Source organism: Maritimibacter alexandrii (assembly GCF_005871115.1).
In the GTDB taxonomy this organism is placed as follows: Bacteria; Pseudomonadota; Alphaproteobacteria; order Rhodobacterales; family Rhodobacteraceae; genus Maritimibacter; species Maritimibacter alkaliphilus.
In genome coordinates, this window is record NZ_SWKQ01000013.1 from 373,731 (window position 1) to 389,195 (window position 15,465).

Below are 15,465 nucleotides of genomic sequence, written 5' to 3' on the forward strand. Positions count from 1 at the left end.
CCATGAAGGACTTCATCATTCCGTGGAACGACGCCGACATGGGCACGCCCGCGAAGACCGGCGCGCCCGTCACGCTGACCATCGACGGGGCCGCGATCACGGTGTCCGAGGGGACGAGCGTGATGCGCGCCGCCTATGAAGCCGGGATCACCGTGCCGAAGCTGTGTGCGACGGACAGTGTGGAGGCCTTCGGGTCGTGCCGCCTGTGCGTGGTCGAGATCGAGGGGCGGCGCGGCACGCCCGCCAGTTGCACGACGCCGGTGGCCGAGGGGATGGTGGTGCATACCCAATCCTCCAAGGTGCAGAAGATCCGCAAGGGGGTGATGGAGCTTTACATCTCGGACCACCCGCTCGACTGCCTGACCTGTTCGGCGAACGGCGATTGCGAGTTGCAGGACATGGCGGGTGCCGTAGGCCTTCGCGATGTGCGCTATGAGCCGGGCGACAACCATTTCGACCCCACCGGGACCGGGGCGCTGTCGATGGCCGATGCCAAGCGGCGCGAGGGGGACGGGAATTTCCGCTATATTCCGAAGGACGAGTCCAACCCCTATTTCACCTATGACCCGGCCAAATGCATCGTCTGCTCGCGCTGCGTGCGGGCCTGTGAAGAGGTGCAGGGCACCTTCGCGCTGACCATCGAGGGTCGTGGTTTCGACAGCCGTGTGTCGGCGGGCGGCGCGTTGGATGACTTCCTGTCGTCGGACTGCGTATCCTGCGGCGCCTGCGTGCAGGTCTGCCCGACCGCGACTTTGCAGGAAAAATCGGTGGCCGAACTGGGCACGCCGACGCGGTCGGTGGTCACGACCTGCGCCTATTGCGGGGTCGGGTGTTCGTTCAAGGCGGAACTGAACGGCGATCAACTTGTCCGGATGGTGCCTTACAAGAACGGCAAGGCGAACCGGGGGCATAGCTGCGTGAAGGGGCGCTTCGCCTATGGCTATACCGAGCACAAGGACCGCATCCTGAGCCCGATGATCCGGGAGTCGATCGACGAACCTTGGCAGGAAGTGTCGTGGGATGAGGCCATAGGTTTCGCCGCGAAACGTCTGAAATCGTTACAGAAAACTTACGGTCGACGTTCGGTGGGGGTCATCACTTCTTCACGCTGCACGAACGAAGAGACCTATCTGGTCCAGAAGCTCGCCCGTGGCGTGTTCATGAACAACAACACCGACACCTGCGCGCGGGTCTGCCACTCGCCCACCGGCTATGGCCTGGGCCAGACCTTCGGGACGAGCGCCGGGACGCAGGATTTCGACTCGGTCGAACACACCGACGTGGTGATCGTGATCGGGGCCAACCCGACGGACGGGCACCCGGTCTTCGCCAGCCGCCTGAAGAAGCGTCTGCGTCAGGGCGCCAAGCTGATCGTCATCGACCCGCGTCGCATCGACCTTGTGAAATCCGCGCATATCAAGGCGGCGCATCACCTGCCGCTCAGGCCCGGCACCAACGTGGCCGTGGTCACGGCGCTGGCCCATGTGATCGTCACCGAAGGGCTGATGGACGAGGCGTTCATCCGCGAGCGCTGCGACTGGAACGAGTTCCTCGAATATGCGGAATTCGTGAGCGCGGAGCGGCATTCGCCCGAAGCCACCGAGATGCTGACCGGCGTTCCGGCCGAGACGCTGCGCGAAGCGGCCCGCACTTTCGCCCGTGGCGGCAATGGCGCGATCTACTACGGCCTTGGCGTGACCGAGCACAGTCAGGGGTCCACGACCGTCATGGGGATCGCGAACCTCGCCATGCTCACGGGCAACATCGGGCGCCCCGGTGTGGGCGTGAACCCGCTGCGCGGTCAGAACAACGTGCAGGGGTCGTGCGACATGGGGTCTTTCCCGCATGAGCTTCCGGGGTATCGCCATGTGAAGCTGCCCGAGGTGCGCGAAACCTTCGAGGCCGCCTGGGGCGTGACCATCGACCCGGAGCCGGGTCTGCGCATCCCCAACATGCTGGACGCCGCCGTAGATGGCACCTTCAAGGGGCTTTACTGTCAGGGCGAGGACATCCTGCAATCGGACCCCGACACGAAACACGTCGCCGCCGGTCTGGCCGCGATGGAATGCGTGATCGTCCATGACCTGTTCCTCAACGAGACGGCGAATTACGCGCATGTGTTCCTGCCGGGTTCGTCCTTCCTCGAGAAGGACGGCACCTTCACCAATGCCGAGCGGCGCATCAACATGGTGCGCCGTGTGATGGCGCCCAAGGCGGGGTATGCCGACTGGGAGGTCACGCAGCTTCTGGCGCAGGCGATGGGCGCGGATTGGGATTACGCCCACCCGCGTGAGATCATGGCCGAGATCGCATCGACGACGCCCAGCTTCGCCGGCGTGACCTATGAGCGGATCAACGAGCTGGGGTCGATCCAGTGGCCCTGCAACGACAGCGCGCCCGAGGGCACGCCGCTGATGCATGTCGATGGCTTCGTGCGCGGCAAGGGGCGGCTGATGGTCACGGAATACGTGGCGACGGACGAAAAGACCGGGCCGCGTTTCCCGCTGCTTCTGACCACCGGACGTATCCTGAGCCAATACAACGTGGGCGCACAGACGCGGCGCACCGCGAATTCGACCTGGCATGAGGAGGACGTGCTGGAGATCCATCCGCATGACGCCGAGGTGCGTGGCGTGAAGGAGGGCGATTTCGTCAAACTCGCCAGCCGCTCCGGGGAGACGACGCTGCGCGCGACGCTGACCGACCGGGTGTCGACCGGCGTGGTCTATACCACGTTCCACCACCCCGACACGCAGGCCAACGTCATCACGACCGATTTCTCGGACTGGGCGACGAACTGCCCGGAATACAAGGTGACGGCGGTGCAGGTCAGCCCGTCCAACGGGCCCACCGACTGGCAGGAGCGGTACAACGAGCAGGCCGAGCAATCGCGGCGCATTCTGCCCGCAGCGGAGTAATCATGTCGGACGCGGCGAAATCCCGTCCGGGTCTTGCGGTCTCGTCCACCGGGGCGCGGACTGTGACCCGGACCTTGCCGGAGGAAACGCCCGTGGCGATGACTTTCGACGGGACGACGCTGGCCGTCATGATGGCCTCGCCCGCGGATCTTGAGGATTTCGCGGTGGGGTTCGCTCTGACTGAGCGCGTGATCGAACGGCCCGGCGATATCGAGGAGTTGGAGGTTCTGACCTTCGAGCGGGGCATCGAGGCGCGGATGCTTCTGCGCGACGACAGGTCCGAGCAATTGCGCAGCCGCCAGCGGGCGCTGATGGGGCCTGTGGGCTGCGGTCTTTGCGGCATCGACTCGCTGGAGGGGGCGCTGCCGCCCCTGCCCGCCGTTGATGCGGACCCGCGTTTTGCCCGCGACGAGGTGGCGCGGGCCACGGATGACCTGCGTCGCCATCAGCCGCTGCACGATCTGACGCGGGCGGTCCATGCCGCGGGCTTCATGGTCCCCGGCCAAGGCATCGTCATGGCGCGGGAGGATGTGGGGCGGCACAATGCGCTCGACAAACTCATCGGCGCGCTGGCGCGGGCGGGGATCGACCCGGCCACGGGGGCGATGGTGCTGACCAGCCGCATCTCGGTCGAGATGGTGCAGAAGACCGCCCAAGCCCGGTGTGCCGTCATCGTCGCGGCCTCGGCCCCGACCGCGCACGCCCTGCGTCTGGCCGACGACGCGCAGATCACCCTTGCCGCCTTCGCGCGCGGCGAGAGCTTCGACCTTTATTCCCATCCGCACCGGATCACAGCGGGAGCCACCCATGTCGCCTGAGAAAATGGTCATCATGGCCAACCAGATCGCCACATTCTTCAAGACCCAGCCGGGCGACGACCAGCTCGACCGGTTCGCGGCCCATATCAACGATTTCTGGGAACCCCGGATGCGGCGCCAATTGCTCGACCATATCGCGGCGGGCGGTGCCGGGCTGGAGACGCTGGTGATCGAGGCGTCTGGTCGGATTTCCGAGCCGGTGGAGTGACACCGGCTTGCGCCGGGACGCCGCGCGCGGTTTGATCGGCGCGGGAGGCGGCCTATGAGCGGGTTTCACCCGGATTTCGGCAATGTGGATCGCCTGACGAAACAGGCGGTGCGGCCGGGCACGCTGCGCGTCTATCGTCTTTTGCTGGCGCTCGGCGGCTGGCTTGTCGGGCGGCGGGTCGAACAGGCCGTGTCATCGCGCGGGCGGCGGATCTGGGTCTACCGGCCCGAGGGCGACGGGCCGCACCCTGCCCTTCTGTGGCTGCATGGGGGCGGGCTGATTTTCGGCAACCCGGTGACCGAGCACGATTTCGCGCGGCAGGTCGCGGCGGAGATCGGGGCGGTGGTTGCGCTTCCGACCTATGCCTTCGCGCCGGAGCGGCCCTATCCAGCCGGGATCGAAGATGCTTATGCCGCGTTGGAGTGGCTGGCCGCCGCGCCGGGGGTCGATCCGGCCCGGATCGCCGTGGGCGGCGACAGCGCGGGCGGCGGGCTGGCCGCGGCCCTTGCGATCTTGGCGCGGGATCGGGGCGGGCCTGCGGTCCGCTTCCAGTTGCTCCACGAACCGATGCTGGACGAGGCGACGCGGACACGGCCCGCGCCGGACCCCGAGACGATGCGTATGTGGAACCCCGCGATCAACACATGGGCCTGGGACGGATATCTGCGCGACGTGGACGGCCCGGTGCCCGCCACCGCGTCGCCCTCGCGGCTCGCGGACCCGGCGGGGCTGCCGCCGGCGTGGATCGGGGTGGGCACGCGGGATCTGTTCCACGCCGAGGTGCGCGGCTATGCCGCGCGGATCGCCGCCGCCGGGATTCCCGTCGATTTTCACGAGGTCGAGGGCGCGTTCCACGGGTTCGCCGCGGTGCGCAAGGATGCGCCGGTGTCCAAGGACTATGTGGCGCGGATGAAAGCCGCGCTGGCGGCCGCGCTGAACTGAAGCTCAGGACGGGAGGCGAAAGTCGGGCGGCCCCGCCTCGTCCCTGAGGTCGGCGACCGTCACCCGCTCCAACTCCTTGCGAAACCGGCGCCTTGCGCCGTCGAGCGCCTTGCCGAGCGCGGTGTTGGCCGCTTGTTCCAGCCGGCAGCCGGGCGCGTCCTGCGCCTGTCCCAGTGCGAAGAGCGACGGCTCGCCCAGCGCGTCGTAGATGGTCAGCATCGTGATCTGGTCGAGCGGGCGCGCCAGTGTCCAGCCGCCGCCGTGTCCCTTGACCGAGCCCACGATGCCCGCGTCGCGCAGACCGCCCATCGTGCGGCGCACCACCGTGGCATTCGTGTTCAGCATCCGGCCGATCTCGTCCGAAGTGGCCGGACCGTCGTGCCGGTCGAGGTGGAGGAGCGCGTGGAGCACGCGCGACAGGCGGTTGTCGGTTCGCATGGCGCCACCTTACCGCGCCCGCTTTCGCAACAAAAGAGGTTGCGTGATATTGACGGAACGGATTTCACGTTACATATGAAGTCACGAGAAGCGAAAAGGAGCCGACATGACCGAGACGCAAGACCTGAGAACCTTCTGGGAAGATCGCTATGGCGCGATGACCGACCCGACGAACGGCAAACCTTCGGGGGTGCTGGAACGGCTCGCCACCGGGCGGGTGCCCGGCCGCGCGCTCGACATCGGCTGCGCGCGGGGCGACGATGCGCTCTGGCTGGCGGCGAAGGGCTGGACCGTCACCGGCGTCGACGTGTCCCAGACCGCGCTGGACATCGCGGCGGACCGCGCGAGGACAGCCGGGCTTGCCGACCGCATCACGTTCGAGCGTCACACGCTGCCCGAGACGTTTCCCGACGGCAGCTTCGATCTGGTCTCGGCGCTGTTCTTCCAAAGCCCGATGGCGTTCGACCGGGCGAGCGTTCTGGAACTGGCGGCGCGGGCGACCGCACCGGGCGGGCTGCTCGTCATCGCCGCGCACAACACCGCGCCCAGATGGCGGATGGCGGATCACGACCATCGGCCCGCCTTTCCGACCCCCGAAGAAGATCGCGCCGCGACGGCCAAAAGCGGCCACGTCTGGCGCGAAATCGAGGTCGGCCTGTCGGCCCGCGAGGTCACCGGACCGGACGGCGAGATCGACACCGTGAAGGACAGCCATGTCATTCTGGAGCGTGTGTCCTGACAGGTTCATCACGTCCGGTGACAGAGCCGTGACTGCCATGATCCCGCCGTTCTGACGGGCCGTAAGCCTCGCATAGACGACAGACAAACATGGAGGTTACCTGTCATGAAGACCCTCGCCACTGCTGCTGCCCTTGCCGTTCTCACCGCTGGTGCGGCCAATGCCGACACCATCGCCGCGATCGCATCGGGCAATGACGACTTTTCGACCCTCGTGGCCGCGGCCGATGCCGCCGGTCTGGTCGAAACGCTCGCCAGCGACGGGCCGTTCACCGTGTTCGCCCCGACCAACGCCGCCTTCGACGCGCTGCCGGACGGCACCGTCGAAAGCCTGCTGGAGCCGGATATGAAGGACGATCTGACCAACATCCTGCTCTACCATGTCGTGCCCGCCGAAGTGATGTCGGGCGACATCGCGATGGGCACCACGGCGGTCGAAACCGTGGCCGGTGCGACGCTGTGCGTGACCGCTTCGGACAGCGGCGTGACCCTGACCGACGGCATGGGCAACACCGCCACGGTTGTGAGCGCGGACATCGACGCCGACAACGGTGTGATCCACGTCATCGACACGGTCATCATGCCGGGCGAAGGCGCGTCCTGCTGACGAGAACTGGGACTCGTAAACTTTTTTTTCCTGCACGAGGGAACCAACTTTGCCCCCCGTGCGTAGTGTAGACGTCCCATGACTGTCCCAGCCGGGGCACCCTAACCCCGGCATCGGAGCGGATCTCCCCCGAGATCCGCTCCTTTTTCTTTGGCGGGTCCGGTTTCCTTCCGCGCAACCGCGCGCCACAGTCGGGCCATGACCGAGACCACCGAACCGCTTTATCGTGGCTATATCGATTGCCTGAACGCCCGCGACTGGGCACGGCTCGGCGCGTTCGTCGACAGGGATGTGGATTACAACGGCACCCGGATCGGGCTTGAGGGCTATCGCGCCATGCTGGAGCGGGATGTGGCGGCGATCCCCGATCTGCGGTTCGTGATCGCGCTTCTGGTCTGCGATCCGCACACGGTGGCGGCGCGGCTTGTCTTCGACGTCACACCCGCGGGTCTTTTGTTCGATCTGCCCGTGAACGGCAGGCGCGTGCGGTTCACGGAGAACGTGTTTTACGAGGTCGAGGCGGGGAAAATCCGCCGCGTCTGGTCGCTGATCGACACCGACGCCATCGCGGCGCAGCTTTGACGACCGGCGGATTTCGGCCGTTTTCGGCGGGGCGGCGGACAGATGGGCCGGAAGGCGGGAACCATTGGCGGGGTCTATGCGTCGTGGATATGTCCCATGACTGTCCCAGCCGGGGCACCCTAACCCCGGCACCGGAGCGGATCTCACCCGAGATCCGCTCCTTTTTTTCTGGGCCGGACCGGGATTTCGTCCAGGCGGTGAGCGGTATTTCGGGAATCCGAACGGGCAACGGGAACCATTCCGGGTTTCGCGCGTCTGATAAACAGTCCCATGACTGTCCCAGCCGGGGTCCCCGCCCCGGCATTGGAGCGGGCCTCTTCCCAGAGGTCCGCTCCTTTTAGCTTCGCCAGCCAGCCAACCAGAGTTTCACGAGCGCCGCCTCGGGCGTTTCGCGTCCGCCGTTTTCGACACCGGCGGCCCAGAGCGCGGCGCCGGCTGCGTAGTGGCCGGGGGCCAGTCCGCCGCCCTCGCACTGGCTGACGGCGCGGATGCGTTTGCCTTGGGTGACGGCACCTGCGAGGGCCGCGTGAACCTCGGCGTCATGCATCACGGTGCCCGCGCCAAAGACGCGCAGGACCGCGCCATCCAGCGCCGCCAGCGCGCCCGAGAGCGCGGAAGCCGGCAGGCCGGGCGTCAGGGCGAGCACCGCCAGTCTGCGGTCTGGGTCGAAGCGGCTGGTTTCGGGCGGCCCCACCGGATCCTGTGGCACGGACCGGAAGGCATCGTCGCCGCGCGTGTCGTGTTTGATGAGCCCGCCCGCCTCCATGATCTTTTGCGCGAAGGCGCATTTCACGCCGGTCCAGCCGGGGGCGATGAGCGTGGCCACGGCGAGCGTCAGGTTGGCGCGCGCGCCCTCGCCCGCGCCGAGGGGCGCCATCGCCCCGCACAGGATCACGCGCACGTCGCGACCGGCAAGCGCCTGCGCCAGCGCCGCCCCGGTGAAGGACATGGTGTCGGTGCCGTGGGTGACGAGGATCGAGGCGTCGGGGTGGGCGTCGATCAGGTCGAGCATCCGGTTCCAGTCGTCGGGGCCGACGTCGGCACTGTCCAGAAGCGGGTCGAACAGGTGGGTGGTGAGCCGCGCGCCGGTGGGCATCAGCGCCTCGACCGCGCGTTCGACGCGACCGCGTTCCGGCACCAGCCCGTCTGGCGACGGCACCATACCGATGGTCCCGCCTGTGTGTATGAGCACGATCTCCATACCGTCACATAGCCTTGGCGGCGGGCGGGCGGCAAGCCGACCTCGGTGCTTGATCCTCAGGGCCAAACCCGCCAAGACTGTGGCCAACGAACAAGGGACCACACATGGCATTGCCGGTCGGCACGCAATTTCGGTACTGGGCCATCGCCGCGGTGGTCTTTTTCGTGCTGCTCTGGTTCCTGGGCGACGTTATCATGCCGTTCCTGATCGGCGGGGCGATCGCGTATTTCCTCGACCCGGTGGCGGACAAGCTTGAGGCCTGGGGGTTCAAGCGGATCTGGGCGACGATCACGATCTCGATCCTCGCCCTGATCGTCTTCGTGATCCTGATCCTGCTGATCGTGCCGTCGCTGGTCAATCAGGCCGGGCAGCTCATCAACCTCGCCCCGCAGATCGCGCAGAACCTGCGCGACTTCCTGATCGAGCGGTTCCCCGACGTGGTGGATCAGGACAGCGTGCTGCGCCAATCGCTCGACCAGATCGGCAAGACCATTCAGGACCGGGGCGCCGAGCTTGTGGATGCCGTGCTGTCGTCGGCGATGGGGATCGTGAACATCGCGCTTCTGTTCGTGATCGTGCCGGTCGTGACCTTCTACTTGCTGTGGGACTGGGACCGGATGGTCGCGGCCATCGACGACCTGCTGCCGCGCGACCATGCGCCGGTGATCCGCGATCTCGCGAGCCAGATCGACCGGACGCTGGCGGGGTTCATCCGGGGGCAAGGCACCGTCTGCCTGATCCTTGGCACCTTCTACGCGGTCGCCCTGATGCTCGCCGGGCTTCAGTTCGGCCTGATCGTGGGGGCGGTCGCGGGGGCGCTGACCTTCATCCCCTACATCGGCGCGCTGGTGGGCGGGGCACTGGCCATCGGGCTCGCCCTGTTTCAGTTCTGGGGCGAGTGGTGGCACATCGCCATCGTCGCGGGCATCTTCATGGTCGGCCAATTCTTCGAGGGCAACATCCTGACCCCGAACCTCGTCGGCACCTCGGTCGGGCTGCACCCGGTCTGGCTGATCTTCGCGCTCTCCGCCTTCGGCACGGTCTTCGGTTTCGTGGGTATGCTGGTCGCCGTGCCCGTGGCCGCGGCCCTTGGCGTGGTCACCCGCTATCTGATCCAGCGCTACAAGGAGGGGCGGCTCTACAAGGGCCTGTCCGAGGGGGCGCTGCTGCCGGAAGATCAGGACGACGCCTGACATGGCCCATCAGTTGACGTTCGACCTGCCCGTGCGGACTTCGCGGGACCGCGGGGATTTCTTCATCGCCGACTCCAACGCCGTGGCGCTGGCCGCCGTCGAGCGGTGGAAGGACTGGCCCTCTGCGAAGATGGTGCTGACCGGGCCGGACGGGTCGGGCAAAAGCCATCTGGTCGAGGTCTGGGCGACCCTGACCGGGGCCGAGATCGTGCCCGCCGGAACGCTCGCCACGCTGGACACAGCCGCCCTCGCCGGGCGCTCGGTCGCGGTCGAGGACGCCGACCGCGTCGCGGGCCAGCCGGAGGCCGAAGCGGCGCTGTTCCACCTCCACAATCTCGTGCTGGCCGAGGGGGGATCGCTGCTGTTGACCTCGCGCGCGGCGCCGACGCGCTGGGGGCTGGACCTGCCCGACCTTGCCAGCCGGATGGAGGGGACAAGCATGGTGGCGCTCGAAACCCCCGACGAGGCGCTCATTTCGGCGGTTCTGGTCAAGCTGTTCGATGACCGCCAGATCGCCGTCTCGCCCAATCTGGTCGCCTATCTGGCCCCGCGCCTGCCCCGATCCCTTGCCGCTGCCCGCGATTTCGTCGCCCGGCTCGACGATGTGGCGCTGGCGGAAAAACGCGACGTGACGCGGGCACTGGCCGCCCGTCTGCTGGACAAGGATGCGGGCGCGGGCGCATAACGTCACAGAAAGGTTACGAAAGTGCCCGATACCGCGCATATGACAGACCAACCGATCTTGGCCGACTTCCTAGAGTCGGACTTCCCCGAACCCGTGACGATGGACCCGGTCGACATCGACGGCCCGAAACGCTTTTTCAACCGGGAACTGAGCTGGCTCGGCTTCAACTGGCGCGTGCTGGAAGAGGCCGAGAACCTGCGGGTTCCGCTGCTCGAACGCCTTCGGTTCCTGTCGATTTCCGCCTCGAACCTCGACGAGTTCTACACCGTGCGCGTCGCGGGTCTGCGTGAACTGGCCAACACCGGGCACACGACGCCGGGCGCCGACGGGCTGCCACCTGCCGAACAACTCGTGCTCATCAACGCGGATGCGCGCAACCTGATGGCGCGCCAGCAGGAGGTGTTCGAAACGATCGCGTCGGAAATGGCGTCGACCGGGATGCACATCTGCACCCGCGACGCGCTGGACGAGGACGATTTCGCCTTTCTCGACGACGTGTTCCTGCGGCAGGTGTTTCCGGTGCTGTCGCCGCTGGCCATCGACCCGGCGCACCCGTTCCCGTTCATCCCGAACCTCGGCTTCGCGCTGGCGCTGCAACTCGAACGCAAGGGCGACAAGCGCAAGCTTCAGGCGCTCTTGCCGATCCCGCACCAGATCGACCGCTTCATCCGCCTGCCCAACCGCGACGGCGCGCTCCGGTTCCTGCCGCTCGAAGACCTGCTGCTTTTGCATCTGACGAGCCTGTTTCCCGGCTACGCGGCCAAGGGGCACTGTGCCTTCCGCGTGCTGCGCGACAGCGATCTGGAGGTCGAGGAAGAGGCCGAAGACCTCGTTCGCGAATTCGAGACGGCGCTGAAACGCCGCCGCCGGGGCGAGGTCGTTCGGATGAAGATCTCGGCCGATGCGCCATCGGAGCTTCTGACGCTCATCAAGCGGGAACTGCATGTCACCGATGACGAGGTCGTCGAGGTCGACGGGCTGATCGGCATTTCGGACCTGTCCGAACTGGTGGTCGACGACCGGCCCGACCTGTTGTGGCCGTCGTTCACGCCGCGCATCCCCGAACGGGTGCAGGATCACGACGGCGATATGTTCGCCGCGATCCGGCAGAAGGACATGCTGCTGCATCACCCCTACGAAACGTTCGACACCGTTGTGCGGTTTCTGAACCAAGCCGCGCTGGACCCGAATGTGGTGGCGATCAAGCAGACGCTTTACCGCACCAGCCGCGACAGCCCGATCGTGTCGGCGCTGTGCGAGGCGGCGGAAAACGGCAAATCGGTCACCGCACTTGTCGAACTCAAGGCCCGGTTCGACGAGGCCGCGAACATCCGCCAGTCGCGCAGGTTGGAGCGCGCGGGCGCACATGTCGTCTACGGCTTCATGAACTACAAGACCCATGCCAAGATCTCGGCCGTGGTGCGGCGCGAGGGCAGCGATCTGGTCACCTACACGCATTATGGCACCGGGAACTATCACCCGATCACCGCGCGCATCTATACCGACCTGAGCCTTTTCACCTGCGACGAGGCGCTGGGGCGCGATGCGACGCGGGTGTTCAATTACCTGTCGGGCTATGCCCAGCCCGAAAAGCTGGAAAAACTCGCTATCTCGCCCTTGACGCTCAAGGCCAAGCTGATCGAGTTGATCGAGGCCGAGGCGGACCATGCCGAAGCCGGGCGTCCGGCGGAAATCTGGGCCAAGATGAACTCGCTCGTCGAAGAGGACGTGATCGACGCGCTTTATGCGGCGAGCCGGAAGGGCGTGAAGATCAGCCTCGTCATCCGGGGCATCTGCGGTCTGCGCCCCGGCATCAAGGGGCTGTCCGAGAATATCCGGGTGAAATCCATCGTGGGCCGGTTCCTCGAACACAGCCGGATCGTCTGCTACGGCAACGGCCACGGCCTGCCCTCGAAAAAGGCCCGGGTATTCATGTCCTCCGCCGACTGGATGGGCCGCAACCTGAACCGCCGCGTGGAAACGCTGGTCGAGACGACGAACCCCACGGTGAAGGCGCAGATCGTCAGTCAGATCATGGCGGCGAACATGCACGATGTGGCGCAAAGCTGGGTGATGCAGCCGGACGGCAGCTTCGCGCGGCCCGACCTTGCCGGAAACGAGACCCCGTTCAACTGTCACCGCTTCTTCATGGAATACCCGTCGCTGTCGGGTCGCGGATCGGCCGGGGCGTCGGACGTGCCGGAACTGGCGCACAGCCACGACTGAGATCACGCTGGGCCGCTCGTCAAATGGCCCGTTGCGACCCCCAAGACCCTTTTCTATGGTGGGCGCCGGCCCCGTGCGGCACGATTTGGAGCGCCAGATGTTTCTTCACGAGGATTTCCTTTACGTCGATCTGAACAAGACAGGCACCGTGGCCGTGGAAAAGGCGCTTGGGACGCTCGGGTTCAAGCCGCAGAAATACAAACACCACGGCAAGCCGACCAAGGCCGATGTGCAGTCGCGCAAGGTGTTCGCGACGATCCGCGATCCGTGGTCGTTCTATCTTTCGCTCTGGGCCTATGGCGTGACGCACGCCACCTTGTCGGGGCCCTACACGCGGTTGACCAAATTCAACCCGCTCGGCGGGCGGGGCGGGTCGATCAACCGGGGCGCCGCCGCCCTGTCGATCCCGACCTACCTTGCGCAAAGTCTGTCCTACGATTGGAAGACTGCGCACGAGAGGCTGTATGGCGCGATGGAGGTCGAGAGGTTCCGAAACTGGCTTCCGATCATTCTGGACCCGAAGCGGGCGACCTTCATCTCGGGCGTGTTCAGCCAAAGCGGGATGGTTCGCCATTCCGGCCTGCTGACCTATCGCTACTGCAAACTTCTGTGTTTCGATTCCGCCACCCTGCATTCGCGCAAGCTCGCCACGCTGGACGCGCTCAAGGCTTGGGAAGAAGAACAGTGCTACGTCGATCATTTCGTTCAGACCGCCAATCTGATGCCCGATCTGGTCGACACTCTGGCGCGGATCGGTGCGATCGGGGACGCCGAAGCCGCGCTGACGCAGGTCGGCGCGACCCGGAGCAATTCGACCCTTTCGAGCGAAAGCAAGCTTGCCACCTATTACACCCCGGAGCTTGTGGCCGCCGTGGCCGAGCGCGAGCGTTTCCTCATCGACAAATTCCACTATCCCGCTCCAATGTGACCGGACGACCGGAACCCCGATGGACCCGGGTCGTTCAGGTCAGAGAGGGGTTGCGGCGAGCGGACCCCTGAGGCCATAACCGGACAGAGCCACACGGGAGCGTGAGATGGACGGCAGCGAAGAACGGAACTGGGGCCCCTTCGGACGCCCGCTGTTCGAGGATGCAGCCGCCCGCAGTCTGAGCCGTGTGGGCGTTGTGGACATCGGGTCGAACTCGGTCCGGCTGGTGGTGTTCGACGGGGCCGCGCGTTCGCCTGCCTATTTCTACAACGAAAAGATCATGTGCGGGCTGGGGGCCGGCATCAACCAGACCGGGCGTCTGAACCCCGAAGGCCGGGTGCGCGCGCTGAAGGCGATCCTCAGGTTTCAGTTGCTGGCCAAGGGCATGAACCTGCCGCCGTTGACCGCCGTGGCCACCGCCGCCGTGCGCGACGCCGAGGACGGGCCGGACTTTCGCGAGGAACTGCTGCGCGAAACCGGGCTGCACATCCACGTCATCGACGGGCGCGAAGAGGCGCGGTTGTCGGCGCAGGGCGTTCTGCTCGGCTGGCCGGATGCGAACGGGCTGATGTGCGACATCGGCGGGTCGTCGATGGAGCTTGCCGTGATCGAAAACGGCGAGGTCGGGCGGCGGGTTTCGTCGGGCCTTGGTCCGCTCAAGCTCGAGGGCATGAAGGGCGGCAAGAAGGCCATGCGCCAGCACATCAACGACGTGCTGGCCGAACTCGCCGAAGAAATCGGGACGGGCCACAAGCGGCTCTACCTCGTCGGCGGCTCGTGGCGGGCGATTGCGCGGCTCGATATGTATCGGCGCGACTATCCGCTGACGGTTCTGCACGAATACCGCATGGCGCCCAAGACGCTGGCCACCACGCTCAAATGGATCGGCAAGGTCGATCTGGACGAGGTGCGCAGCCACACCGGCACGTCATCCACCCGCATGGCGCTGGTGCCGACGGCGTCGGAGGTGCTCAAACGGCTGGTGACGACCTTCCGCCCCAAGGAAATCGCGGTGTCGTCCTATGGCATTCGCGAGGGCCTGCTTTACGAACAGATGCCCGACCGGCTGCGCCAGCGCGACCCGCTGATCGAAGCCTGCCGGTTCTCCGAGAAAAAAGACGCGCGGATGCCGGGATTCGGCAAATCGCTTTATGCCTTCATCCGACCGTTGGTCGCGCATGAGCCGGACGCGCGGCGGCGGCTGGTCAAGGCGGCCTGCCTGCTTCACGACGTGACATGGCGGGCGCACCCGGATTATCGGCACGAGGTGTGCTTCGACAACGTGACCCGCGCCAACCTTGGCGGGCTGACCCATCAGGAGCGCGTGTTCCTCGGCCTCGCACTCTTGCACCGTTACAAGAACAGCCGCGAGGATTGCCGGTTCGAAGAGACGTTTTCGATCCTCACCGAGCGCGACATTCAACGCGCCGAAACCATCGGCAAGGCCATGCGGTTCGGCGCGATGTTCGCGGTGAACGAGCCGCACAAGGTGGCCTCGCTCAACCTGCGCCCGAAACGCAAGGAGTTGCACTTGACGATCAAGTCCGAGGCGGCCGGGTTGTTCGGAGAGGTCGCGGAAGCGCGGTTCCAGAGCCTTGCGCTGTCGCTTGGCGCGAACCCGTTCGTCACGATCAAGGATTGAGGCGGATCAGAGCGGCGTGCCTTCGGGTTCTTCCGGCTCGGGCGTCTTTCGGCGGATGATGATATCGCCGTTTGGCAGCTTTTCGGGCGCTTCGTAGTTGCGCAGATCCCCAAGCTCTTCCATGAACTCGCGCCACTCTTCGGCCAGCGGCTCCATCTCTTTCGACAGGCCGTCGAGCAGAAGCTTGAAGGCCTCCGACATCATCTCGGCCCCTTCACGAAGCTCGCGGTTTTCCGTGTCGTCCTGAGCGGCGACCGGGGCGGCCGCGATAAGCGCGGCGAGGACGAGGGGTGTGATCCGTTTCATGCCCAAGGATATGGGCGCGGCACGCCCGCCTGC

The 15,465-nt window shown here is 66.1% G+C and carries 15 protein-coding genes; 12 read left to right on the top strand and 3 right to left on the bottom strand.

Annotated features, from left to right (window positions below; genetic code table 11):
• Nucleotides 1-2 precede the first annotated feature (2 nt).
• From fdhF to FCT00_RS14380, 4 genes are read left to right on the top strand one after another with little or no spacing between them, the layout of a single operon-like run.
• Nucleotides 3-2,918: a formate dehydrogenase subunit alpha gene (gene fdhF, locus FCT00_RS14365; RefSeq protein ID WP_138423557.1), complete on the top strand. Its 2,916-nt coding sequence runs from the start codon at nucleotides 3-5 to the stop codon at nucleotides 2,916-2,918.
• Between the two features lie 2 nt (nucleotides 2,919-2,920).
• On the top strand, nucleotides 2,921-3,736 hold the full coding sequence (fdhD, locus tag FCT00_RS14370; RefSeq protein ID WP_138423558.1) for a formate dehydrogenase accessory sulfurtransferase FdhD: 816 nt from the start codon (nucleotides 2,921-2,923) through the stop codon (nucleotides 3,734-3,736).
• Nucleotides 3,726-3,944: a formate dehydrogenase subunit delta gene (locus FCT00_RS14375; RefSeq protein ID WP_138423559.1), complete on the top strand. Its 219-nt coding sequence runs from the start codon at nucleotides 3,726-3,728 to the stop codon at nucleotides 3,942-3,944. Before fdhD ends, FCT00_RS14375 begins: the two co-directional genes overlap by 11 nt.
• Before the next feature lie 54 nt (nucleotides 3,945-3,998).
• Nucleotides 3,999-4,886, top strand: a complete 888-nt coding sequence (locus FCT00_RS14380) for an alpha/beta hydrolase (RefSeq protein ID WP_138423560.1) — start codon at nucleotides 3,999-4,001, stop codon at nucleotides 4,884-4,886.
• A gap of 3 nt (nucleotides 4,887-4,889) precedes the next feature.
• Here the strand turns inward: FCT00_RS14380 and FCT00_RS14385 are convergent, their stop codons facing one another.
• Nucleotides 4,890-5,324, bottom strand: a complete 435-nt coding sequence (locus FCT00_RS14385) for an RrF2 family transcriptional regulator (RefSeq protein ID WP_138423561.1) — start codon at nucleotides 5,322-5,324, stop codon at nucleotides 4,890-4,892.
• A gap of 106 nt (nucleotides 5,325-5,430) precedes the next feature.
• Between FCT00_RS14385 and FCT00_RS14390 the strand changes: the two genes are divergently transcribed.
• The 3 genes from FCT00_RS14390 (at nucleotide 5,431) to FCT00_RS14400 (ending at nucleotide 7,251) form a co-directional block, all read left to right on the top strand.
• Nucleotides 5,431-6,063, top strand: coding sequence for an SAM-dependent methyltransferase (locus tag FCT00_RS14390; RefSeq protein ID WP_138423562.1), 633 nt, complete (start codon nucleotides 5,431-5,433; stop codon nucleotides 6,061-6,063).
• A gap of 105 nt (nucleotides 6,064-6,168) precedes the next feature.
• Nucleotides 6,169-6,669 carry a fasciclin domain-containing protein gene (locus FCT00_RS14395; protein ID WP_008330494.1) on the top strand — a complete coding sequence of 167 codons (501 nt, stop codon included), beginning with the start codon at nucleotides 6,169-6,171 and terminating at the stop codon, nucleotides 6,667-6,669.
• A 198-nt stretch (nucleotides 6,670-6,867) separates the two neighbouring features.
• A complete protein-coding gene (locus FCT00_RS14400; protein WP_138423563.1) occupies nucleotides 6,868-7,251 on the top strand; it encodes an ester cyclase in 384 nt (127 codons plus the stop codon).
• A 337-nt stretch (nucleotides 7,252-7,588) separates the two neighbouring features.
• On the opposite strand, the gene FCT00_RS14405 is transcribed toward FCT00_RS14400, so the two are convergent.
• The gene (locus FCT00_RS14405; protein ID WP_138423564.1) at nucleotides 7,589-8,452 is read right to left on the bottom strand and encodes an asparaginase domain-containing protein; all 864 of its coding nucleotides are present in this window, start codon (nucleotides 8,450-8,452) and stop codon (nucleotides 7,589-7,591) included.
• Between the two features lie 104 nt (nucleotides 8,453-8,556).
• Between FCT00_RS14405 and FCT00_RS14410 the strand changes: the two genes are divergently transcribed.
• From FCT00_RS14410 to FCT00_RS14430, 5 genes are all read left to right on the top strand, one after another.
• Nucleotides 8,557-9,645 (top strand): AI-2E family transporter, encoded by a 1,089-nt coding sequence (locus FCT00_RS14410; protein WP_008330497.1) that lies wholly within the window; start codon nucleotides 8,557-8,559, stop codon nucleotides 9,643-9,645.
• Nucleotide 9,646: 1 nt separating this feature from the next.
• Nucleotides 9,647-10,330, top strand: coding sequence for a P-loop NTPase family protein (locus tag FCT00_RS14415; RefSeq protein ID WP_008330498.1), 684 nt, complete (start codon nucleotides 9,647-9,649; stop codon nucleotides 10,328-10,330).
• A 39-nt stretch (nucleotides 10,331-10,369) separates the two neighbouring features.
• A complete protein-coding gene (locus FCT00_RS14420) occupies nucleotides 10,370-12,556 on the top strand; it encodes an RNA degradosome polyphosphate kinase (protein WP_138423565.1) in 2,187 nt (728 codons plus the stop codon).
• Between the two features lie 97 nt (nucleotides 12,557-12,653).
• Entirely contained in the window at nucleotides 12,654-13,484 is an 831-nt protein-coding gene (locus FCT00_RS14425; RefSeq protein WP_138423566.1) for a hypothetical protein, read from the top strand.
• Nucleotides 13,485-13,590: 106 nt separating this feature from the next.
• A complete protein-coding gene (locus FCT00_RS14430; protein ID WP_008330501.1) occupies nucleotides 13,591-15,126 on the top strand; it encodes a Ppx/GppA family phosphatase in 1,536 nt (511 codons plus the stop codon).
• 6 nt (nucleotides 15,127-15,132) lie between these two features.
• Here FCT00_RS14430 and FCT00_RS14435 read toward each other — a convergent pair whose 3' ends face one another.
• Nucleotides 15,133-15,432, bottom strand: a complete 300-nt coding sequence (locus FCT00_RS14435; protein WP_138423567.1) for an AAA+ family ATPase — start codon at nucleotides 15,430-15,432, stop codon at nucleotides 15,133-15,135.
• Between the last annotated feature and the right edge of the window lie 33 nt (nucleotides 15,433-15,465).